General features: G+C 61.6%; 19 protein-coding genes. 11 read left to right on the forward strand and 8 right to left on the reverse strand.

Annotated features, from left to right (window positions below):
* Nucleotides 1-8 precede the first annotated feature (8 nt).
* The 8 genes from ACGHU1_RS15680 to ACGHU1_RS15715 form a co-directional block, all read right to left on the reverse strand.
* Nucleotides 9-791, reverse strand: coding sequence for an SDR family NAD(P)-dependent oxidoreductase (locus tag ACGHU1_RS15680; protein ID WP_390478085.1), 783 nt, complete (start codon nt 789-791; stop codon nt 9-11).
* Nucleotides 788-3,469: an SMP-30/gluconolactonase/LRE family protein gene (locus tag ACGHU1_RS15685; protein WP_390478088.1), complete on the reverse strand. Its 2,682-nt coding sequence runs from the start codon at nt 3,467-3,469 to the stop codon at nt 788-790. Before ACGHU1_RS15685 ends, ACGHU1_RS15680 begins: the two co-directional genes overlap by 4 nt.
* Nucleotides 3,466-4,437: a sulfotransferase domain-containing protein gene (locus ACGHU1_RS15690; RefSeq protein ID WP_390478091.1), complete on the reverse strand. Its 972-nt coding sequence runs from the start codon at nt 4,435-4,437 to the stop codon at nt 3,466-3,468. Before ACGHU1_RS15690 ends, ACGHU1_RS15685 begins: the two co-directional genes overlap by 4 nt.
* A 57-nt stretch (nt 4,438-4,494) precedes the next feature.
* Nucleotides 4,495-5,076, reverse strand: coding sequence for a VOC family protein (locus ACGHU1_RS15695; protein ID WP_390478094.1), 582 nt, complete (start codon nt 5,074-5,076; stop codon nt 4,495-4,497).
* Nucleotides 5,073-5,477: a YybH family protein gene (locus ACGHU1_RS15700; protein WP_390478097.1), complete on the reverse strand. Its 405-nt coding sequence runs from the start codon at nt 5,475-5,477 to the stop codon at nt 5,073-5,075. Before ACGHU1_RS15700 ends, ACGHU1_RS15695 begins: the two co-directional genes overlap by 4 nt.
* A gap of 157 nt (nt 5,478-5,634) precedes the next feature.
* A complete protein-coding gene (locus tag ACGHU1_RS15705; protein WP_390478100.1) occupies nt 5,635-7,686 on the reverse strand; it encodes a hypothetical protein in 2,052 nt (683 codons plus the stop codon).
* A 595-nt stretch (nt 7,687-8,281) separates the two neighbouring features.
* Complete coding sequence (locus ACGHU1_RS15710) at nt 8,282-9,403, reverse strand: DNA cytosine methyltransferase (protein WP_390478102.1); 1,122 nt, start codon at nt 9,401-9,403, stop codon at nt 8,282-8,284.
* Between the two features lie 52 nt (nt 9,404-9,455).
* Nucleotides 9,456-10,493 (reverse strand): NotI family restriction endonuclease, encoded by a 1,038-nt coding sequence (locus ACGHU1_RS15715; protein ID WP_390478105.1) that lies wholly within the window; start codon nt 10,491-10,493, stop codon nt 9,456-9,458.
* 340 nt (nt 10,494-10,833) lie between these two features.
* Between ACGHU1_RS15715 and trbB the strand changes: the two genes are divergently transcribed.
* The 11 genes from trbB to ACGHU1_RS15770 are packed head-to-tail and all read left to right on the forward strand — an operon-like array spanning nt 10,834 to nt 20,371.
* Nucleotides 10,834-11,814, forward strand: a complete 981-nt coding sequence (gene trbB / locus ACGHU1_RS15720; protein WP_390478108.1) for a P-type conjugative transfer ATPase TrbB — start codon at nt 10,834-10,836, stop codon at nt 11,812-11,814.
* Nucleotides 11,815-11,819: 5 nt separating this feature from the next.
* Nucleotides 11,820-12,143 (forward strand): TrbC/VirB2 family protein, encoded by a 324-nt coding sequence (locus ACGHU1_RS15725; RefSeq protein ID WP_390478172.1) that lies wholly within the window; start codon nt 11,820-11,822, stop codon nt 12,141-12,143.
* Complete coding sequence (locus ACGHU1_RS15730) at nt 12,143-12,418, forward strand: VirB3 family type IV secretion system protein (protein WP_390478110.1); 276 nt, start codon at nt 12,143-12,145, stop codon at nt 12,416-12,418. The genes ACGHU1_RS15725 and ACGHU1_RS15730 overlap by 1 nt, the downstream gene beginning before the upstream one ends.
* A gap of 3 nt (nt 12,419-12,421) precedes the next feature.
* Nucleotides 12,422-14,884, forward strand: a complete 2,463-nt coding sequence (trbE, locus tag ACGHU1_RS15735; protein ID WP_390588423.1) for a conjugal transfer protein TrbE — start codon at nt 12,422-12,424, stop codon at nt 14,882-14,884.
* The gene (gene trbJ, locus ACGHU1_RS15740) at nt 14,881-15,627 is read left to right on the forward strand and encodes a P-type conjugative transfer protein TrbJ (protein WP_390588425.1); all 747 of its coding nucleotides are present in this window, start codon (nt 14,881-14,883) and stop codon (nt 15,625-15,627) included. The genes trbE and trbJ overlap by 4 nt, the downstream gene beginning before the upstream one ends.
* 6 nt (nt 15,628-15,633) lie before the next feature.
* Nucleotides 15,634-15,960 (forward strand): putative entry exclusion protein TrbK-alt, encoded by a 327-nt coding sequence (gene trbK-alt / locus ACGHU1_RS15745; RefSeq protein ID WP_390588427.1) that lies wholly within the window; start codon nt 15,634-15,636, stop codon nt 15,958-15,960.
* A gap of 1 nt (nt 15,961) precedes the next feature.
* Nucleotides 15,962-17,275 carry a P-type conjugative transfer protein TrbL gene (gene trbL / locus ACGHU1_RS15750; RefSeq protein ID WP_390588429.1) on the forward strand — a complete coding sequence of 438 codons (1,314 nt, stop codon included), beginning with the start codon at nt 15,962-15,964 and terminating at the stop codon, nt 17,273-17,275.
* Between the two features lie 6 nt (nt 17,276-17,281).
* Nucleotides 17,282-17,962, forward strand: a complete 681-nt coding sequence (trbF, locus tag ACGHU1_RS15755) for a conjugal transfer protein TrbF (protein ID WP_390588431.1) — start codon at nt 17,282-17,284, stop codon at nt 17,960-17,962.
* A complete protein-coding gene (trbG, locus tag ACGHU1_RS15760; protein WP_390478127.1) occupies nt 17,962-18,963 on the forward strand; it encodes a P-type conjugative transfer protein TrbG in 1,002 nt (333 codons plus the stop codon). Before trbF ends, trbG begins: the two co-directional genes overlap by 1 nt.
* Nucleotides 18,960-20,138 carry a TrbI/VirB10 family protein gene (locus ACGHU1_RS15765; RefSeq protein ID WP_390588433.1) on the forward strand — a complete coding sequence of 393 codons (1,179 nt, stop codon included), beginning with the start codon at nt 18,960-18,962 and terminating at the stop codon, nt 20,136-20,138. Before trbG ends, ACGHU1_RS15765 begins: the two co-directional genes overlap by 4 nt.
* Entirely contained in the window at nt 20,135-20,371 is a 237-nt protein-coding gene (locus tag ACGHU1_RS15770) for a DUF2274 domain-containing protein (RefSeq protein WP_047822854.1), read from the forward strand. The genes ACGHU1_RS15765 and ACGHU1_RS15770 overlap by 4 nt, the downstream gene beginning before the upstream one ends.
* The last annotated feature ends 66 nt before the right edge of the window (nt 20,372-20,437 follow it).

Here is a 20,437-nt window from a genome sequence, read left to right on the forward strand (position 1 = left end):
TTTTTCCTTCAAAGCGTGAGGTGAAACCCGCCATCGGCGGTCAGCGTGGTGCCGGTGATGAAGCTTGCTTCGTCGGAAGCGAGAAAGGCGATGGCGCGCGCGATTTCCTCGGGTTCACCGAACCGTTGCAGGTGAATGCCCGCCTTGACGGCCTCAAAGGCTTCGACGCCCAGATTGCCCTTGATCTCGTGGTGCAGCGGTGTGTCGGTAACGCCGGGGCACATGAGGTGTACCCGTATCCCTTGCGAAGCCAGCTCTGCCGATGCCGAGGTGGTCAGCGCCAGTTGCCCCGATTTCGAAACGCAGTAGGCCGCAACCATCGGGCAACCAAGCAATGAATTGACCGAGCCGACATTCACAAGCGATCCGCCATTGCCTGCAGCGAGCATGGCGCGCGCTTCGTATTTGAGGCAAAGAAAATTGCCTCGCAGATTGGTGTTCTGAACGCGGTCCCACCATTCGTTGGGCGTGTCGACAATCGGGTAGACCTCGGCCCCGATCCCGGCATTGTTGACCGCGATGTCGAGCCGTCCATGGGTCTCGACCGCGTGCGCGACCATCCGCTGCACATCTTCGGCTTCGGCAACGTCGGTACGGATGTAACTGGCTTTGCCGCCAATTGTGCCGATGTTGTCCGCAAGAGCAGCGATCTTGTCTTCGCTTCTTGCGGCGCAAACGACCGAAGCTCCACGCTCGGCGAGTAGTTCGGCAGTCGCCTTGCCGATCCCGCTGCCTGCCCCGGTGACAATGGCGACCTTGCCGGTGAGGTCGAAGGCGGAAGGGCCGCTCAATTCGAAACATCCGCTGCGATTATCCAGCGGCCTCCAACCTTGCGCCACAGCAGCGAAGCGTAGCCGCCGAACAGTCGTTCGCCCGCTTCGTCGAAAACGTCGTATTTCTGGATCTCAACAAAGGCGTCGGGGCCGAGCCGCTCGATCCGCAGCACTTCGAGCGTTGCGTCATGCGCTGGGCTAGCGGCAACATTGATCCAGAATTCGCGGATCGAAGCGGGGTCCGACAGCAGCGTCTCGCTGTCCGCCGCATAGAGCGATCCGGGGCCGAAAAGCGCCATAATTTCCGACACATCGCCTGAACGAATTCCGTCGATGATCACACGCGTGCGGTTGGCGAGGATTGGAGTAAGGTCTATTTCCGGCGGATCAGTTCCGTCCAGCTTAACCAGCGCATCGCCAAGCCCCGAGATATAGACTGTCCCATTGGGCGCTAGGATCACACCGGTCAACAGACCCGGCATCGGCCCCCACATCTCCGGTGTAAGCAGGGGCAGGATGGGCTCGCCAGCACTCTGCCGACGCCTCGTCTCGGTGATGATCCGTTCACTGGCCTCGGGTGCGGGCGCAAAGACGGCCCGCCACGCTCCCGAGTCTGGATTTAGCGTGTAGACAGCATTGGCAAAGGGACTGACGACCCACAGCTGACCGTTATCGTCCAGTTCGATATTGTCCGGGGTCGGGAGCGTCGCAAGCACGCGGCGATTCGAGAGCGCGCCAGTTGCTTGGTCTACCGCGAAACTCAGGATGCGGTTGGCCACAATCTCGTTGACATAGAGTCGCCCGCGCGCCGGGTCGAATACAATGCCATTGGCGAAATCGAGGCCGTCGACGACCTTCACGGCCCGAGGTTCTGCCTTGCCCACCTCTTCTGCGGCGATGCGCCAGACCGAGCCATCACCCAACGGCTTATCGGCCGCTGCAAACATGCGCGCTTCGGCCCCTTCGCCCGCAGTATTCTCGGTCGATTGAGTGAACCAGATCGCGCCGCTCGGATCGCGCACCACTGCATTCACGCCGAAAGGGTGATCGTAGATCCGTGCGACCGCCTCGGTCTTGGTATCGACGCGGTATATATGTCCGCCCGTGATATCGGCGACGAGGACGTGCCGCCCGTCCGGCTCCCACGACACGCCGTTCGGGCTGTTCCACAGCGGATCGGGCCTGGTTCTGAATCCCGCAGCGGCGAAATCGCCGAAGGGCTCCTTCTTGCCATCGCCATCCAGCGTGACCAGCCCGTGATCCCAATCGCCCACCAACAGGCGACCATCAGATAGCACGACCCCGTCTTCGGCATGGGTCAATGATCGGTCGGCGGGAAAGAAGCTGAAGGGTTGGGAGGGCGGCGCAGATGCGGTTGCCAGTTGTCGCGCGTATTCGTCCTCGTTGAACCTGCCAAGCGAATCTGCGATTAAACCGTTAGCTCCAATTAGCCAAGCCTCTGCACCACTGATCTCTACTCGGGCACCCGTGCCACCCGGCCCCGTATTGGTGCCTGTCAACGTCCAACGGAAGATTATTCGCTGACCATCGCGATCAAGCCCGTCGAAGCTCACCCTCATGTCCGGCAGGTCAGTCATGAATCGGCGTGCGACCGAAGCAATGCCGTCGTGTCCGATTACCGGATCGGCGTCATTAACTGCAAGCCGACCATCGGCCTCGTAGTGAGCTGCGACCTCTTCAGGCTTTCCACTCGACCAGGCGCGAGCATAGTCGCGCGCAAACTGCTCAATCGGGGAATCTTGTGCCGCGATCAGCCTCTCGCAATCGTCATGGCGCGTGGTCCAAGTCAGATTGAACACACGCCAGACGCTATCGCGCCGGACCAGATCGAAATGGTCGGTGCCGCAATGCGAAAGCTGGCCATCGATAGTGAAGGTATAGTCGGACCACACCATAGCGATGTCGCCATCGACCCGGACCATTGGATTGACGAGCGCCTCCACAGCGCCATCCGGTATTGCTGTAGGCAAAGCCCTTACCAGTTCTTCAAATGTGTAAGTGAAGAAAATGCGCGACCCGTCGGCCTTGATTTCGGTCCCCGTGCCGCGCCCTTGCGGGATGGTTATGGCCGCATAGGCCTCGGCATCCTTGGTGCTTAGGGTGGCGAGAAAAGCGTTGGCTGCTTCCAGGGCGGCAGCCTCCCCGGCTGCGTCTTCGGCATGGGTCGGCGAGCGGCCGGCGGGAGACAGCGAAGACTGCATCACGCCCGCTGACCGGCCAATACCTTCCTTGATCTCGACCCGGATCAGACGGACTTCGACATCATCGCTCAGATTGACGGGAGAGTGTGGTGCTTCCGGCCCCTTCCACATAGTGAGCGGAAACTGCATCGGCGGCACTTCGCGTGAATCGAAAATCACATTCCCTTCAGCGTCGCGGTCGATCCAATCTCCCGCCTGCTGGATGTAGAGGACGCTGGGCCAGCGGTGGAAATGCAACGGCTCTTCTTCACCGGGAGCCAGTGTGACTTCGAGAACGCGCACCTGATCGGTTTCAAGCAATATCCTATGATTGTCCGGCGCCGCGACGGTCGCCTCCAGCTCCGGCGGCCAATCGGCGGGGTCGCCTGTGAGGTAGTTGACTTCGCTCTCAACGACGCTGTCCTGTGCAGCTGCGGGCACAGACAGAGCCAGCCCTGCCACCAGCACGGTGCTTATGAGTGTGCGCGTAGTCATCGTACGTCCTCCCGCTCGATATGTCTGTCCAGTGGTGTGGGATCGAACGAAGCTAGGCGGCCGTTCTCCAGCCAGTCGGCTAGGTCCGGCGTTGTCTCTGCCGCGAGAAGCGTCCGGTAATCGGCGAGGTCGGCGTCGGTCAGCACACCGCGCCAGCGTTCGTTCGTGCCCTTGTTCACGAAGCGCCGCGGGCCCCCTTCGAAGGCCTCGGCAAGGTTCGGGAGCATCGCTTCGCTCCCCGCTTTCATCGCAGCGAAGCCTGCTGCCTCGACCATATCGGACCACAGCGGCTCGTCGATCGTGATCCCGACAAACTCGGCGATGCGGCGCATCTCGCCGTCGCGGTCGGCCTTCAGGTCGTTGTAATGCACCATCAGCACATTGGAGCGGCGCCGTTCCTCCCAGAAGCTGCGCTCAAGCTCAAACATTTCGCACGCTGTGTAATCGTCGAAGGGAGCATATTCAGGATCGCGGAGCCAGCGGCGAAAGAACGCGCGCGCATCGCCCGGCGCCCGCGGATAGGGCGCACCGAGTTTTTCGATCCGCGCCCCGCGTTCGTCGAGCTCGCCAAGGGTCTTGGAAGTGTAGGCGGTGGTGTGGTCATGGAATGACATGCACGCATCCTTCGGATCGCGCGCGACATTGATGTAGAGAACGTCGTCGTGCAGCGGCAGCGCCGTGAGCGGGGCATGCGACTTCAGCGAACGCGGCTCCTCGCTCGCCTCCAGCACCGGCAGGACGATATCCTTGGGTACGAAATAGGCGTCGAGCCACGGCTGCGTCATGGTGAACTCGCGCTGCGCAGCCGAGCTGTTGAGCAGCATGTCGAGAATTCGCTGGACCCATGTGGTGCCGCATTTTGGCGGGGTCACCACCACAATGTCGCCCGCGCGCAGTTCGAACTCGGCCCAGCAAGACGTGTCGCTGTGCCAGTTGCGGATCACCTGTTCGGGCGGCCTTATGAGCATCGAAATTCCCCTGTTCTTTCAGTTATCGAAGCATGAAAAAGGCGATGCTGAGCCCGGTTACGACGCAATCATCTCCAGCGCGCCGCGGATCGGAGAGACGTCACCTGCTGGATCGGGTTGAAGCAGCTCCCGCTCGTCTCCGCCCCCGCGCAGCCGCTCCAACCAGTCATCGGGATCGAATTCGACACCGACCGGATTGTCGCCAATCTGCGACCCAGTAAAATAGTCACTGCATTCTCCCTTAGTGGCGAAGCAGTCGACCGAGAATTCCATCTGGTTGCCATCCGGATCGGCGTAATAGAGCGAAGCGCTCATTCCGTGATTGACGCACCAATAGGGCGCTATGCCCCCGGCCTTGAGCCGCTCGTAAGCCTCGAGAAGCGCGATCATGGACGGGCAATCGTAAGCGACATGATCGACGCCGACCGTACCACGGTCGTCGGCATCGCCGCCCGGAGCGATCACGTCGAGATCGGCGAAGGCAAACCGGTGATGCTCTTCGTCATAGGCAAGGAATGCGAGCGCCGGGTTGCGATAGACGATCTTCGCGCCGAACACCGCGGCATACCAGTCGAGCATCTCAGAGAAACGCCGCGTGCGATAAACGACGTGGGCTGGCTTCGGTGTGGGGACGGTCATGCCGCATCTTCCACTGGCTCGTTCACGCTCCAGCTGTCGATGGCGAGCAGCCACCTGCCGTCGGGTTCCCGGCGATAGACGCAGGTGCCTTTTCCCGCTTCGTCGAAGGTTTTCGCATCCTCGCGTGAACGGATCCGCGCGGTGTAGGTGTAGCGGCTGATTGCGAGATCGCCCGATTGCTCAAAGGATTGCTCGTGCTTGTCCCAATGGGCTTCGAATGCCTCGAAGAAGCTCGATGCCCATTCAGCCACCGCCTCCTTGCCAATCAGTTCGGGTTCGCCGGGGGTCTGGAAGACGACATCGTCGCTCAGGCGCTCTCCGATCAATGCCGCATCGTTCGAGTTAATCGCGGCAACGTAGAGGTGATGCAGATCCGCGCCTGCCAACATGGTATCAGTCATTTCGCACTCCCCAAAAATCTGTCCCGGCAAAGCTCCGCCAGGTCCGAAAAGCAGGGCTTTTCAGGACTAGGGCAGGTTCACTCTTGGCGTGTTTGCTAAAGAGATTTTTCGCTGAGGAGGCGGCCTTGCGTCAATCCGGCCGACCGTCAAAAAAGCGTCAATTCGTGCGTGGATCGTGCGGAATGAGATCTGGCCAGCCGTACTTTTCCCACGCGGCCACCAATCCGATCCGCTCGGCGAAATCCATGAAACCGGGGTGCCCACGCACCGCATTGATCGGGTCTGCATCGGTCCACATGCTCATCAGCCCAAACATGTTCGCAGGGTGAATCTGTCCCGAATAGAGCTTCATGACGAGTTCGGCATGTCCCATCCAGATCGCCGGAAACGCAATCGAAGGGTCAAATGGATCGGGCATGGTTGCATGAAGCCCGTCCAGCATTCGGCAGTAGATTTCGCGATCCTCGGCCCTGCCGCTGCAGCATCCATTTGCTGCAATCCGCCAATAGACGTCGCGCGCCTCATCGGCCATGGGTTCGGTCCCGGCGGGGGGCAGAATGACCGTGTTCATCAGCAGTCTGGAGCGGTAATATAAGTCAACGGCCTCTTCGCGCCTCCCGGCGATTGAAAGGGCATTGGCAAGCCACATTCCAGGCATACCCAGATCGACCATCCTTCGTCCGGCAGATATGGCCGCGTTGATGTCGCCGAGATTGAGCTGGGCCACGCTCAGCATCGCATAGTTTCGACCAAACACGGGGTCCTGCTCGATAGCCGCTTCGATATAGGGAAGCGCTTCCGCGCTGCGTCCGATATAAAGCAGGAACGAGCCGAGCCGCATGCCGACATCCGCAACATTGGACGAAAGGCGGTAGGCCTCGAAAGCGTGATCGAGCGCGCGCACAGGCGAAAACTCCGTCCATGCGTGAATCCCGAGCATGGCGTGCGCATGCCCCTGCGAGGGATCGAGAGCGATGGCTCGCTTTGCGCAGTCGGCTCCTCTTTGCGAGGCCTCGACCCGTTCAAGGCAAGGTGTGTAGACGGCGGTGAAGACGTGCGCCTCGGCGAGCGCAGTCCAACATTCAGCGAATTCGCGATCAATCTCCAGAGCTTGTTCGAGAAGCTCGACTGCCTTTGGCAAAACCCCGTCGCCAATCGCGCGGTAGGTCAAAGCGCGACCCTGTAAATACAGCGAATAGGCCTCCCGGCTGGCGGTCATCCTGCGGCGCGGCATGGCTCGGGCGTCCAGTCCCAGGTTCTTGCATATTCCAGCAATCAGATTGGCCCCGATCAGCTGACGCGATCCCAGAATCTCCTCGATCGTTCCATCGAAATGGCTCGACCATATCTCGGTCCCCTTTTCCCCTTCGACCAGTCGTAGCGAAACGCGTATCGAGTTCGCCATGCGGTGAACCGAACCCTCGATTACATGGGTCACGCCCAGTAGCTCGGCAATTACGGGGATGGTCGAGCCACGCTCTGTTACGGCTGCGACCGAAGTGCGACCGGCCAAACGGATACCCGAGATGCGGGCCAGGTTGGCCGAAAGCTCATCCGTCACCCCTTCGGCAAGGAAAAAATCGCCGCCGATCTCATCCCTTTGTTCGAAAGGTAGGACCGCCAGGCTGCAGGTTGTGCTTGTGTCGCGAGGAGGGGGCCTTTGCCGAACCTGCCACGCTTTTTCGAGGCGTGCGGCCTCCTCGTGCTCGCCCGCGGATTTGAGTCCTGCAACAGCGCGACCCACTTCGATTTCGAGCCGGTTCTCGATTGAAGTGAGCCTTTCGGACAACCATGCGGCAAACGTCTTGCCAAATGCCATTCCTTCGAGAAGCCGTCGGTTGCCCACCTGTTCGAGGAGTGCTGCGGCATCAGCGTTGCGCCTTTCCGAGAGCGCATCGAACAAATCGAAGAGGTCTGAATCAATGAGCGCGCGATCAAGCCTGATCGTGGTGCGCGATGTGACAATCGGACTTTGTTCGCCCGACAAAACCGACTTTGACAGGGCTAGGAGGCACTGACGCAAGCTGGCTTTAGCCTGTGCGGGAAAACGCCCTGGCCAGAGCATCCTGCTCACCTGCTCGCGGTCTAATGGCTCGCCATTTTCCACGCAAAGCATCGCGATCAGCGCGCGAGCCCTCTGGTTCGAAAGCTCGATTTCCTCGCCGGAACCATGGGTAAGCATAGGTCTTCCGAAAACGGAAATGCGCATGCGCGAACTGCCTACGACGGCGGACTTTCGCTCAAGTGTATCCATCCCCATCTCCCGTCAAGCACCGTAGCTATGTGGTGCGAGAATGAAAGGTCGATCATCGGCTAATCACCCGCCGCGAGAAGCCGTGAGAGGTTTCTTGGTCGGGAAAGGTGCAGAGCTGCGAGAAGCATCCAATTCTTGTCCGGATGTTCAATCCGATCCGAGGTAACATGCAATCGTGAACTGTCGCTCATCGAGAGAAACGTCTACTTGATGGCTTATCCTTGCAGAAAACAGACATTCCGCAAACGGCCCAAAAGTTGACGCTACGATTGCGATCTTTGCCTATCGATCAGCTCGAACGGCTTGCCATCCGATAGCTCGCCCGTTTCTATCGGTATGCTGAAAGATTCCGAGTTGTCGACTTCGACACCCATTTCGAGTTCAAGGAAGTGACGATATCTGGCTCTATGATAATCATTCATGATCCAGAACAGGTCGTTCGGGTCTGAAAAAGGGGCCTACGACACAGCTTCCGTCATTTCCCGGTGATAGTCGAAGCTCATCTGAGCATCTTTTCTATCAGTGTTTGGACCTGCCGGCTGGGCGCATATCAAGCGGCTCGTCTCACCTGTTGCGACATAAGCGTCAGGAGATGTTCTCCAATGGCTTTCCCGAGCAGGGGAGGCACTGCATTTCCTACTTGAATATACTGTTCTGTTTTCGAACCGAAAAACTCGAAATAGTCCGGGAATGACTGCAGACGAGCCGCTTCGCGAACGGTTATCGCACGATCCTCTTCCGGATGGATGTAAGCGCCCCAGTGAATGTCGCATTTGGTCAGGATCGTGCACGCTAGGCCGTCCCAGCGCATCCGACCGTAACGCTTGGTGTGATCGGAACGCTTTGCTCTTTTCATGCCCGCAGGCAGAAGTTCATGCGGAATGTCGCGCCAGCTCCCGCCTTGCGGGATGTGCGGAAGGCGATCCATATTCACCTTGCCGAGGCGTGGTGCGGCGTGCTGCGTCACGTGGGTTGCATTGCCACGCAGCAGACGCTGGAAAGCGGACGAAGCCTCTGTGCGATAGGCAGGGGCACCCGGATCTTCACCGTTCTCGATCTCGGGAAGGTCACCGATCGCATCTCGAATTGTCGTGAAGGGATATGCCCGGTCCGGTCCGTGACTGGGATCCGGGTGGGAGATAGGCAGGCCGAGCCGGTTGCCGATAAAGACCACTCTACGGCGCTCCTGCGGAACACCGAAATCTTCGGCCTTGAGCACTGCCTCTTCGACTTCGTACCCCAGAGCCGCAAGTTCGGCTTTGATTGTGCGAACCGCTTCGCCACCGCCAATGGAATATATGCCTTTGACGTTTTCCATCACGATCCATTCGGGTTTCATGCCCTCAACGATCCGAAGGTATTCCCTGAACAGCGTTGCGCGCCTGTCATGCATGCCGCGCTTATGATTGTAGACCGAGTAGGCCTGACAGGGAGGACCGCCGACGAGCACAGTCAATTCGCCTCTATTGAGCCCGGTCACCCTCATGAGCCGCTCGACCGACACATCCTCGATCGGCCCGAGCATGAACTGCGCGTTCGGATGGGTTGCCGAAAACGTTTTGCCCGCCGCCTCGAAACAATCATTACCGGCCAGGACGCCAAAGCCCGCCATCTCCAGTCCGGCAGAGAGGCCTCCAGCACCACAAAACAAGTCAATCGCGGTTTTTGTCATTGAGACAGCCCTCGGTTTGTTCTCTTTTTGTCCTGATATATATATCGCTGCCTCATAGCAAGCGACCCATTCCCGCTTTCGCCTTAATCCGGGCTTCGAAGTCGCCTTGAGCAACCGGAATTCCGCCGGTCAATCCGAGCGTAGCGCTTTCGAGAGTGGTATAAATCTCATCCACGATCTTGAGCTGATAACGGCCCGACGCCGGATCTTCGACAAAATCTGCGATAAACCACGCGATATCGGCGTTGGAAATATGCTTTGTCTGCTCCATCTGGCCCATCGAGTGGTAGAAAGCCCAATCGACTACGATGGCCATCTTTTTGCCCCAGCGCCTGAGCGTAGGAATTTTGGTCAGGAGCTGAGGCATGAGCCGCTTCACGCCGCTGCTGCGGTAGTCAGGACGCCTGCCCACGACCGGCATTGCCAATTTCCCCTGACGGTTGGCGATATCGTCAAATTCGACTGCCATCCTCTTGCCAGAAAAATAAACTGCCTGAACCTCCACAGCCACCCAATCCAGCAAGGACTGGTCATCCTTGTCCAACTTGAGCAAGACCATGTCTATCCGGCCGACGTCTTTGCCCTCTTCGCTGTCCAGGCTGCCGGTAGATTCGAGAAACCCAACCTCACCGACCTCGATCGGGTCCGAGGTTCCCAGAAGACTCTTGCCGATTTCTGCAAATGCGACGTGACCCTGATGGAACCGCCATGGGCAAAGCGATCTAATCTTCCCCTGATCGCCTTTCACAGGTTCGATTTGATTGCCGCTGTCTTCATAAAGGCGGATTGAACACACCCCGCCTTTCTTGGTGCAAACGGGGTGGTCTCGTCCAGCCTTGAACGGGCAAGGCAGCTCGTCTTCATTTTGCTGTGAAAGCTTCTCACGAAGTACATCGAGGCGTCTCGCTTCGCGCGCCGTCAGAGATGTTTCGGCTAGCTTTTGCTCGAGTACGGCTAGGCGGTCGAGCTCGTCTTTCTTCATTGCGGAACCACCCACGATATGCGCGGCGCGTACAACACGTGCGGTATCCGCGAGTTCGTGAAACGGATCACCATACCATTCTGCGATATGGAATTTTCTGTCGGCCATGGATGTCCCGTTTAAAGATGGTCGGCCCTATGTGCAGGTTTAAAAGTGGTCCGACAATTCGTGGTCAATTGTATTCCCCGCCAATTCCTTTCTGACCGAGCCTTGCTTAGCAACTTCCGGGAAGCTCCGTTCAGCGTGAAGATCGCTTATAGCAGGGCCCATGTAGAGCAAAGTCGTCAGCACCATCATCTTTGGTAAGCCTCGCTCAAGCGACGTTTCCTCTCAATGCCACGCTAATCTACGATTTGCGCAATTCCTTGTTGCCCGACAGTGATTTGATGTCTTTTTGATCTGCCTCGCGAATGCAGCCGGTGGTCGGTTGCCGCATCCGAGGCAGTCCATGAGCGTCATCCCTCTCCGGTCCGAAATCTCATCGCGCGGCGCGCGCATGCTGCGCACTGCGCTTGGTGGCGACATCACCCGCTGGCTCGACGAGCCCGATGTCATCGAAGTCATGCTCAACCCCGATGGGCGTGTCTGGGTCGACCGATTGGGCGAGGGTCTCGCGGCGAGCGAATGTCTGATGAGCCCAGCCGATGGCGAGCGAATTATCCGGCTGGTCGCCCATCATGTCGGCGCCGAGGTTCATGCAGGCGCACCGCGTGTGTCCGCCGAACTGCCGGAAGGCGGCGAGCGCTTCGAAGGTCTGCTGCCCCCGGTGGTTGCCGCCCCGAGCTTCGCCATCCGCAAACCAGCTATCGCGGTGTTCGCGCTGGCCGATTACGTGAGGACCGGGATCATGAGCAAATGGCAGGCGGAAGCGCTTGCCGGTGCGGTCGCTGCGAAGAAGAACATTCTGGTCGTCGGTGGCACCTCGACCGGCAAGACGACGCTCACCAATGCCTTGCTCGCCGAGGTCGCATCCACGTCCGACCGTGTCGTTCTGATCGAGGATACGCTGGAGCTGCAATGCGCAGCGCCCAATCTGGTGTCGCTGCGGACCAAGGACGGCGTTGCGACCTTGTCCGATCTCGTCCGGTCGGCGCTGCGACTGCGGCCCGACCGCATTCCCATCGGCGAGGTGCGCGGTGCAGAAGCACTTGATCTGCTGAAAGCCTGGGGCACCGGTCATCCAGGCGGGGTCGGCACGCTTCACGCCGGCTCGGCGCTTGGCACGCTGCGGCGGCTTGAACAGCTTATCCAGGAAAGCGTGGTCACCGTGCCGCGCGCGCTGATCGCCGAGACCATCGATATCATCGCCGTGCTCGTACGCGACGGCACCGGCCGGCGCCTTGCCGAACTCGCCGAGGTGCGCGGACTCGATGCCGCGGGCGAATACGTCCTCGCACCCCTTCCATCCACAGCAGGAGACCACTCGTGACCCATATCTTGTCGCGGGCGCGCCCGCGCCTGTCCGCTTTGATCCTTGCCAGCCTCTTTGCGTTGGCATTTGCGGCGCCCGCCCATGCCGCTGGCTCTTCAATGCCGTGGGAAGCGCCGCTCCAGGCGATCCTCGAATCCATCCAGGGCCCGGTCGCCAAGATCGTCGCGGTGATCATCATCATCGCCACCGGGCTGGCGCTCGCTTTCGGGGATACATCGGGAGGCTTCAGGCGCCTGATCCAGATCGTCTTCGGGCTTTCGATCGCCTTTGCCGCGTCCTCCTTCTTCCTTTCGTTCTTCTCCTTCGGCGGCGGAGCGCTGGTCTGATGGATAGCAGCGAAGCTTCTCTGCCGAACGGCTTTGCGGTCCCTGTTCACCGGGCGCTGACCGAGCATATCCTGCTCGGCGGAGCGCCGCGCGGACTTGCCATCGCCAATGCGACGCTGGCGGGCGCGATTGGACTAGGTCTGCAGCTGTGGATCGCAGGCGTCGCGTTTTTCGCGCTCGGCCACATGGTCGCGGTCTGGGCCGCCCGGCACGATCCGCAATTCGTCGATGTCGCACGGCGGCATCTGCGGCTCCCCGCGCATCTGCAGGTCTGAGTCATGCTGAGCTTGCGCGAATATCGAAACAAGGCCGACCGGCTTGCGGACTTCCTCCCGTGGGCGGCGCTCGTCGCACTCGGCGTCGTGCTTAACAAGGACGGCAGCTTCCAGCGGACGGCCCGCTTTCGCGGGCCGGATCTCGACAGCGCGACCCCTGCCGAACTGGTTGCAACGACGGCGCGGTTGAACAGCGCGCTGCGTCGCCTTGGCTCGGGCTGGGCTATCTTCGTCGAGGCGGTGCGCCGTCCCGCACTGGACTATCCCGATTGCGCCTTTCCCGAGCCGGCATCGGCGCTGGTCGAAAGAGAACGCGCCGCGCAGTTCGCAGAGGAGGGCGCGCATTTCGAGAGCCGCTATTATCTGACCCTCCTATGGATGCCGCCTGCCGAGGATGCCGCGCGGGCTGAAAGCTGGCTCTACGAAGGAAAGGCCGAGAAAGGCGTGGATCCGCGCGAGCTTCTCGACGGCTTCGCCGATCGGACCGACCGGCTGCTGCGCCTGTTCGAAGGGCTCTTCCCCGAGGTCCAATGGCTCGATGATGGCGAGACGCTGAGTTATCTTCACAGCTGCATCTCGACGCGGGTGCACGACGTACGCGTTCCCGAAACCCCGATGCATCTCGATGCGCTGCTTGCCGACGAGCCGCTGACCGGCGGTCTCGAACCGCGCCTGGGTGCGGCGCATCTGCGGACGCTGACCGTGATCGGCTTTCCCAGCGCGACCTTTCCCGGCTTGCTCGATGAACTCAATGCGCAGGGCTTTGCCTATCGCTGGTCGACGCGGGCGATCATGCTCGACAAATCCGACGCGACGAAGCTGCTCTCGAAAATCCGCCGCCAGTGGTTCGCCAAGCGCAAATCGGTCGCCGCGATCCTCAAGGAAGTGATGACCAACGAGGCCTCCGTGCTGGTTGACAGCGATGCGGCCAACAAGGCCGAGGATGCCGATGCCGCGCTACAGGAGCTGGGCGCCGACCATGTCGGGCTCGCGCTGGTCACCGCGACCGTTACGGTGTGGGACGAGGATCCGGCGCTTGCCGCCGAGAAACTGCGGCTCGTCGAGAAGGTCATCCAGGGACGCGATTTTACCTGCGTGACCGAAGGCATGAACGCGATCGAGGCCTGGCTCGGATCGCTGCCGGGCCATGTCTATGCCAATGTTCGCCAGCCTCCGGTCTCGACCCTGAACCTCGCGCATATGATGCCGCTTTCTGCAGTCTGGGCCGGACCGGAACGCGATGCGCATTTCGACGCGCCGCCGCTGTTTTACGCCAAGACCGAAGGCTCGACCCCATTCCGATTTTCGCTCCATGTCGGCGACGTCGGACATAGCCTCGTCGTCGGCCCAACCGGGGCGGGCAAGTCGGTGTTGCTGGCAATGATGGCGATGCAGTTTCACCGCTATGACGGGTCGCAGATTTTCGCTTTCGATTTCGGTGGCTCGATCCGGGCGGCCGCGCTCGCCTGCGGCGGCGATTGGCAGGATTTGGGATCGAGTCTGTCCGAGGACAGCGACGAGGCGGTCCTGCTGCAACCGCTGGCGCGGATCGATGAACCGGCACAGCGCAACTGGGCCTCGGAATGGCTCCAGGCGATCCTCGCTGCGGAGGGCGTCGCAATCGATCCGGAGATCAAGGATCATCTATGGTCGGCGCTGAGCTCGCTGGCGAGCGCGCCGGTTGCCGAACGCACGCTCACCGGGCTCGCTGTTCTTCTGCAATCACAGGCTTTGAAGCAGGCGCTTGCGCCCTACTGCGTCGGTGGGCCGTTCGGACGGCTGCTCGATGCCGAAAGCGAACGGCTGGGCGAAGAGAGTTTCCAGGCGTTCGAGACCGAAGGGCTGACCGGATCGGCAGCTGCGCCTGCCGTGCTGTCCTATCTGTTTCACCGGATCGAAGGCCGCCTCGACGGCTCGCCGACGCTCATCATTATCGATGAAGGCTGGCTGGTGCTCGACAGTCCGGCCTTCGCCGCGCAATTGCGCGAATGGCTAAAGACCCTGCGCAAGAAGAATGCGAGTGTCGTGTTCGCCACCCAGAGCCTTGCCGATATCGAGACCTCGGCAATCGCGCCCGCGATTATCGAAAGCTGCCCGACCCGCATTTTCCTGCCCAACGACCGAGCAGTCGAACCGCAGATTTTGGGTATTTATCGCCGCTTCGGATTGAACGACCGCCAGATTGAAATCCTCAGCCGGGCAACGGCCAAGCGCGATTATTACTGTCAGTCCTCTCGCGGTAATCGCCTGTTCGAACTGGGCCTTGGCGAAGTGGCGCTCGCCTTTACCGCCGCCTCTTGCAAGAACGACCAGCTCGCCATGTCCCGCATCGTCGAAGAGCATGGCCGGAGCGACTTTGCCGCCCACTGGCTGAGGCAACGCGGCCTCCACTGGGCCGCCGAATTGCTCGGCGACATTGTGCACTCTTCCACCCCCCCAAACCGACCAGAAGGAGACCTCAAATGACCTCTCGAAAAATCGTCCGGAGCATGGCCATGGGCACCGCACTCGCTTTGGCGAGTACGAGTGCCTTGGTATCGACGCCTGCGCATGCGCAGTTCGGCGGGATCGTCTACGATCCGTCCAATTACGCGCAGAACGTGCTGACTGCCGCGCGTACGCTCGAGCAGATCAACAACCAGATCCGCATGCTGCAGAACCAGGCGGACTCGCTGATCAACGAAGCGAGGAACCTCCAGAGCCTGCCGCTGACGATCGTGCAGCCCTTGCAGGACCAGATCCGGCAGACCCAGCAGCTGCTGAATGAAGCCCAGCGCATCGCCTACGATGTCCGCACCATCGAGGGCGCTTTCGACCAGCATTACAAGAACGTTCCGCTCGGTGCCTCGCAGCAGGCGATGGTCGACGGTGCCGAGGCGCGCTGGCAAAACAGTGTGGCGGCCTTCGAAGATGCCCTCAAGGTTCAGGCGGGCACGGTTGCCAATATCGAAGGGTCGCGCGAAGCGCTCGGCAGCCTTGTTTCGGCGAGCCAGTCCGCCACCGGTGCCTTGCAGGCAGCGCAGGCTGGCAATCAACTGCTGGCATTGCAGGCCCGCCAGCTGGCCGACCTGACCGCCACGATCGCTGCCACTGGCAGGGCGCAGGCGCTCGATGCCGCCGAGCGCGCGGCGGCCAAGGCACAGGCGCGCGAACAACTGAGACGGTTTCTCGCCATTCGTCCGCGCTATCTGCCGGGCGGATCGGACTGATCCGCGATGGACACCAAGCTCCTTGCGCGCATCGGTGCCGCTGTATTCGTCGGTCTCGCCATCGCGATGACGATCGTACAGCTGCGTGAGGAGCCCGCGCCGGTGCAGCAAGCTGACCGGCGCATATGGGTGCCCGACAGTGATCCGCTGCCGGCACAGCTGAGGGCTTGCGCTCAAATGGGCGAACTGGCGTTGTCCTCGCCCGATTGCCGCGCCGCCTGGGCCGAGAAGCGCCGCCGTTTTTTCGGCGTTGATCACCCCGAGGCTTATTCCGGGATCGGCGACAGGGCGCTGCCTGATTCCTTTTCCGGCGAAACGCGAGGGGAGGACTGACATGGGCGGCACCGGCGTCGTCGATCGTTTCCTCGCGATCTTCTCGCAATATATCGATAGCGGCTTCGGGCTGCTTTCGGGCGAGGTGGCGTTCATCGCGACCACGCTGATCGTGATCGATGTCACGCTCGCCGCTCTGTTCTGGAGCTGGGGCGCGAACGACGACATCATCGCCCGGCTCGTCAAGAAGACGCTCTTCGTCGGGATCTTTGCCTACATCATCGGTAACTGGAGCGCGCTCGCCAATATCGTGTTCAACAGCTTTGCCGGGCTAGGCCTGAAGGCGAGCGGTTCGGGGCTCGGCGCGAGCGATCTGTTGCAGCCGGGAAGGGTGGCGCAGGTCGGCATCGATGCCGCCTGGCCGCTCCTCGAATCGATTGCCGATCTGATGGGCTATGTCGGCTTCTTCGAGAATTTTCTGCAGATCATCATCCTGCTGGTCGCCTGGGCGATTGTCATCATCGCCTTCTTCATTCTCTCTATCCAGCTGTTCGTCACCCTGATCGAGTTCAAGTTGACGACCTTGGCGGGTTTCGTGCTCATTCCCTTTGGCCTGTTCGGCAAGACCGCTTTCCTCGCCGAACGCGTGCTCGGCAATGTGGTCTCGTCGGGGATCAAGGTGCTCGTTCTCGCCGTCATCATCGGCATCGGTTCGACGCTCTTCGCCGAGTTCACCGGCGCCATCCCCGGCGAGCCCACCATCGAGGATGCGCTGGCCATCGTGCTCGCCAGCCTCACCCTGCTTGGTCTGGGCATTTTCGGGCCGGGGATCGCCAATGGCATTGTCGCGGGCGGTCCGCAGCTCGGTGCAGGCGCTGCTGCGGGCACCGCGCTTCTTGCAGGCGGTGCTGCGGTTGGCGGCGTGGCCGGTGCCAAACTTGCGGGCGGCGCGGTCGCCAGTGCTGCCTCTTCCGTCGCGCGAGGCACCTCGCGCGCCGCCGGAGGTGCGACCATGGCCTATGCCACCGGTTCGGCGGGCAAGAGCGGCGGCGCCGCGCTTGCAGGCGGCATAGCGGGTGTCGGCCGCGCAGCAGGGGGAGCGGCGATGTCGCCGCTACGCAAAGCGGCAGACAGCGCCAGGAGCAATTTCCGCGACGGGGCGCGTGCGTCGGTCGGGAACATGGGTGGCCGCATCGTGCCCGCTCACGGTGCTTCGTCACCGGATCCGGAACAGACGAACGGCCCGCCGGCCTGGGCGCGGTCCATGAAGCACAGGCAGAGCCTTGGCCACTCGGCCTCGCTTGCCGCGCACACCGTGCGTGCCGGCGACGGCTCCGGCGCAGGCGCTTCCATCGACACCAAAGAGAAGGATTAACCTCCAATGTTCAAACGGCCTTCGATCCGCTACGCAAAAACGCCTCAAGCAGAGACGCCCTACCAACGGGCGGCACAGGTCTGGGACGAGCGCATCGGTTCCGCGCGCGTCCAGGCAAAAAGCTGGCGCTATGCCTTCTTCGGCGCGCTAGGCCTGTCCGCCGTGCTGACCGGCGGGCTCGTGTGGCAGAATGCGCGCGGCACCATCGTGCCCTGGGTGGTCGAGGTCGACAGGCTGGGCGAGGCCCGCACCGTCGCTCCCGCCGCTGCGGATTACGAGCCGACCGATCCGCAGATCGCCTTTCACCTCGCCCGATTTATCGAGCATGTCCGCGCTATCCCCGACGATCCAATTGTGGTGCGCGAGAACTGGCTCAGAGCCTACCAATTCGCCAGCGACAAGGGGGCCTTGGCGCTCAACGATTATGCGCGGGCCAACGACCCGTTCGCGGCAATCGGCCGCGAACAGGTGGCGGTCGATGTCACCAGCGTGATCCGGGCCTCCCCGCGCAGCTTTCGCGTGGCCTGGGTCGAGCGGCGCTACCGTGACGGCGCGCTCGCCGAAACCACTCGCTGGACCGCTATCCTCGGCGTTGCCGTCCAGCCTCCCAGAACGCCCGACGCGCTCACCAGCAATCCGCTCGGGATCTTCGTCACCTCGATCAACTGGTCAAAGGAGCTTGGCTGATGACCCACCTACTTGCATTCTCCCGTCCAGCGCTGCTCGCAGCCGGCGTTCTACTCCTTGCCGGATCGCCCGCGTCAGCGACGCCTGCGCCGCAGGCCCGGGCCGCATCGCGGGCGATCACCGCCTTCGACCTCGCCGATGCATCCCGCCTTGTTCAGGCCATTGCATATGCCAACACCCCCTCGCGGCAGGCCTCCCCCACTGCCGCGCGCCGCTCCCCTGCCTCTGACCCCGCCCCTGATCCTCAGAGCCATGTGGGAGCGGCGAATGAGGCCGCCAGGATCGAACCGGACAATGCCGGATTCGACAATGCCATCCAGCGCTATGCCTATCGCGAAGGTGCATTGTTCCAGGTCTACGCCAAACCCGGGCAGGTAACCGACATCGCCTTGCAGGAAGGCGAAACACTGGTCGGCCCCGGGCCGGTCGCGGCGGGTGATACCGTGCGCTGGATGATCGGGGACACCCTGAGCGGCTCGGGAGCGACGCAGCGGGTTCATATCCTCATCAAACCGACGCGGCCCGATATCGCAACCAATCTGGTCATCAATACCGACCGCCGCACCTATCATATCGAACTGCGCGCCAACCCGAACATCTATATGGCCTCGGTCAGCTGGTCCTATCCGGCCGACGAACTGATCGCGCTGCGCCGCGAAGAAGAGCGAGCGGCGCGAGCCACACCAGTCGCCCACGGGTTCACGCTTGAGGCGCTCAATTTCGAGTACCGCATCTCGGGTGACAAGCCTGACTGGCGCCCGCTACGGGTCTTCGACGACGGACAGCGGACCCTGGTCGAGTTTCCACCCGATATCGCCCAGGGCGAAATGCCGCCGTTCTTCGTGATTGGCGCAGATGGCGCAGCCGAGCTGGTCAATTACCGGGTCTCAGGGCGCTATCTCATCGTCGACCGCCTCTTCCACAAGGCCGAACTGCGCCTCGGTGCCGGTCGCAGGCAGGTCCGGGTGAAGTTTGAAAATCGCAAGCGGGACCGGTCGTGAACGAGGAAAGCAAAACCGAGCGCCCCTCCGATGCTGAAAGTATCGTTCGATTGCGCGGGGAGGGACCGCGCGTGGTCAGGCTGTCGCGCAAGGCTATCGGCATCGCCAGCGCCGCGGGTCTGACCGTGCTTGGCGGTATATTGCTCTACGCCCTGCAGCCGGCTTCGCAGGACGGCGGCGAAGAGCTGGTCAACACCGACGGGATCGCTGTGGCAGACGGACTTGCCACGGCTCCGGCAGACTATTCCCAGGTTCCGAGGTTGGGGCGACCGCTGCCGGGCGATCTCGGTCAACCGATCCTCGAGGCGCAGGATCGTGGAGCGATTGCCGCGCTGCCCCCTGTCGGCGCGCCGCCTCCGGTCCCGCCCCAGCGGGCGGCGCCGAGCCCCGAAGATATGGCGCGCGAACGCCTTGAACAGGAACGCGAGGCGGCGCGCGGCAGTCGCCTGTTTTTCGGCGGCGGGACACAAGCTGTCAGTTCCGGCACGGCGGCTCCTGGCGCCCGACAGCAAGCGGGTGTTCCGATTCCAGCCTCCGTCCCAACGGCGCAAGCAGGCTTTTTCGAACGGCCCGCCGACATCCAGACGGCTTCCGTGCAGCGGCTTGAGGCGGTGCCATCGGGGACGCTGCTTCAGGCCGGGTCGATCATTCCGGCAGCGCTGATCACCGGTATCCGGTCGGACCAGCCCGGCCTCGTGACTGCGCAGGTGACCCAGAATGTCTATGACAGCCTGACCGGGCGGCACCTTCTGATCCCGCAAGGAGCGCGCCTGATCGGTGAGTACGAGTCCGATGTCGGGTTCGGCCAACGCCGGGTGCTGCTGGCCTGGACCAGGCTCATCCTGCCTGATGGGCGCTCGATTGTGCTCGATCGTCAGCCGGCTGCAGACCCGTCGGGCTATGCCGGACTGGAGGACGGCGTCGATTACCATTGGGGCGGTGTCGTCAAAGCCGCGCTCGTTTCCACTTTGCTCGGGATTGGCGGCGAACTCGGCGCAGGCGAAGATGATGACCTGCTGCGCGCTGTTCGCCGCGGAAGCCAGGACAGCATCAATCGCGCGGGCGAGCAGGTCGTTGCACGCGAGCTTGATATCCGCCCGACGCTGACGATCCGTCCCGGCTTTCCCGTACGCGTTCTGGTGACGCGCGATATTGTGCTGGAGGGTGGAGCATGACCCGGCTCAAGCTCTCCGACATTACCGATGGCAAGCCCGTCAAGCTGACGATAGAGATCCCTGCGCGGCTCCATCGCCGGCTGGTCGAATATGGGGTCGTGCTCAATGGCGGCGTTTCAGAGGGTGCACCCGAGCCCGCAGCTCTGATCCCACCAATGATCGAGCGCTTCGTCGCCAGTGACCGGGATTTCGCCAAGGCACGCAGAAGAACGCATGCATCATCAAGTCGATAAGTTTTGAGACTGTCCGGACTTTTTCTGGTTTCTCTTAACCAGTATTAGATAAGAAATGTGCCAATA

The sequence above is a fragment of the Erythrobacter sp. MTPC3 genome (assembly GCF_042854385.1).
Lineage (GTDB): Bacteria > Pseudomonadota > Alphaproteobacteria > Sphingomonadales > Sphingomonadaceae > Erythrobacter.

Bases quoted from the DNA above. Each gene is read 5' to 3' on its own strand.
- ACGHU1_RS15695 (WP_390478094.1), bottom strand. From the start codon at position 5,076: ATGACCGTCCCCACACCGAAGCCAGCCCACGTCGTTTATCGCACGCGG.
- ACGHU1_RS15710 (WP_390478102.1), bottom strand. From the start codon at position 9,403: ATGACAAAAACCGCGATTGACTTGTTTTGTGGTGCTGGAGGCCTCTCT.
- trbG (WP_390478127.1), top strand. From the start codon at position 17,962: ATGACCCACCTACTTGCATTCTCCCGTCCAGCGCTGCTCGCAGCCGGC.
- ACGHU1_RS15730 (WP_390478110.1), top strand. From the start codon at position 12,143: ATGGATAGCAGCGAAGCTTCTCTGCCGAACGGCTTTGCGGTCCCTGTT.
- trbF (WP_390588431.1), top strand. From the start codon at position 17,282: ATGTTCAAACGGCCTTCGATCCGCTACGCAAAAACGCCTCAAGCAGAG.
- ACGHU1_RS15770 (WP_047822854.1), top strand. From the start codon at position 20,135: ATGACCCGGCTCAAGCTCTCCGACATTACCGATGGCAAGCCCGTCAAG.
- ACGHU1_RS15690 (WP_390478091.1), bottom strand. From the start codon at position 4,437: ATGCTCATAAGGCCGCCCGAACAGGTGATCCGCAACTGGCACAGCGAC.
- trbB (WP_390478108.1), top strand. From the start codon at position 10,834: ATGAGCGTCATCCCTCTCCGGTCCGAAATCTCATCGCGCGGCGCGCGC.
- ACGHU1_RS15700 (WP_390478097.1), bottom strand. From the start codon at position 5,477: ATGACTGATACCATGTTGGCAGGCGCGGATCTGCATCACCTCTACGTT.
- trbL (WP_390588429.1), top strand. From the start codon at position 15,962: ATGGGCGGCACCGGCGTCGTCGATCGTTTCCTCGCGATCTTCTCGCAA.
- trbE (WP_390588423.1), top strand. From the start codon at position 12,422: ATGCTGAGCTTGCGCGAATATCGAAACAAGGCCGACCGGCTTGCGGAC.
- trbJ (WP_390588425.1), top strand. From the start codon at position 14,881: ATGACCTCTCGAAAAATCGTCCGGAGCATGGCCATGGGCACCGCACTC.
- ACGHU1_RS15715 (WP_390478105.1), bottom strand. From the start codon at position 10,493: ATGGCCGACAGAAAATTCCATATCGCAGAATGGTATGGTGATCCGTTT.
- ACGHU1_RS15685 (WP_390478088.1), bottom strand. From the start codon at position 3,469: ATGACTACGCGCACACTCATAAGCACCGTGCTGGTGGCAGGGCTGGCT.
- ACGHU1_RS15705 (WP_390478100.1), bottom strand. From the start codon at position 7,686: ATGCGCATTTCCGTTTTCGGAAGACCTATGCTTACCCATGGTTCCGGC.
- trbK-alt (WP_390588427.1), top strand. From the start codon at position 15,634: ATGGACACCAAGCTCCTTGCGCGCATCGGTGCCGCTGTATTCGTCGGT.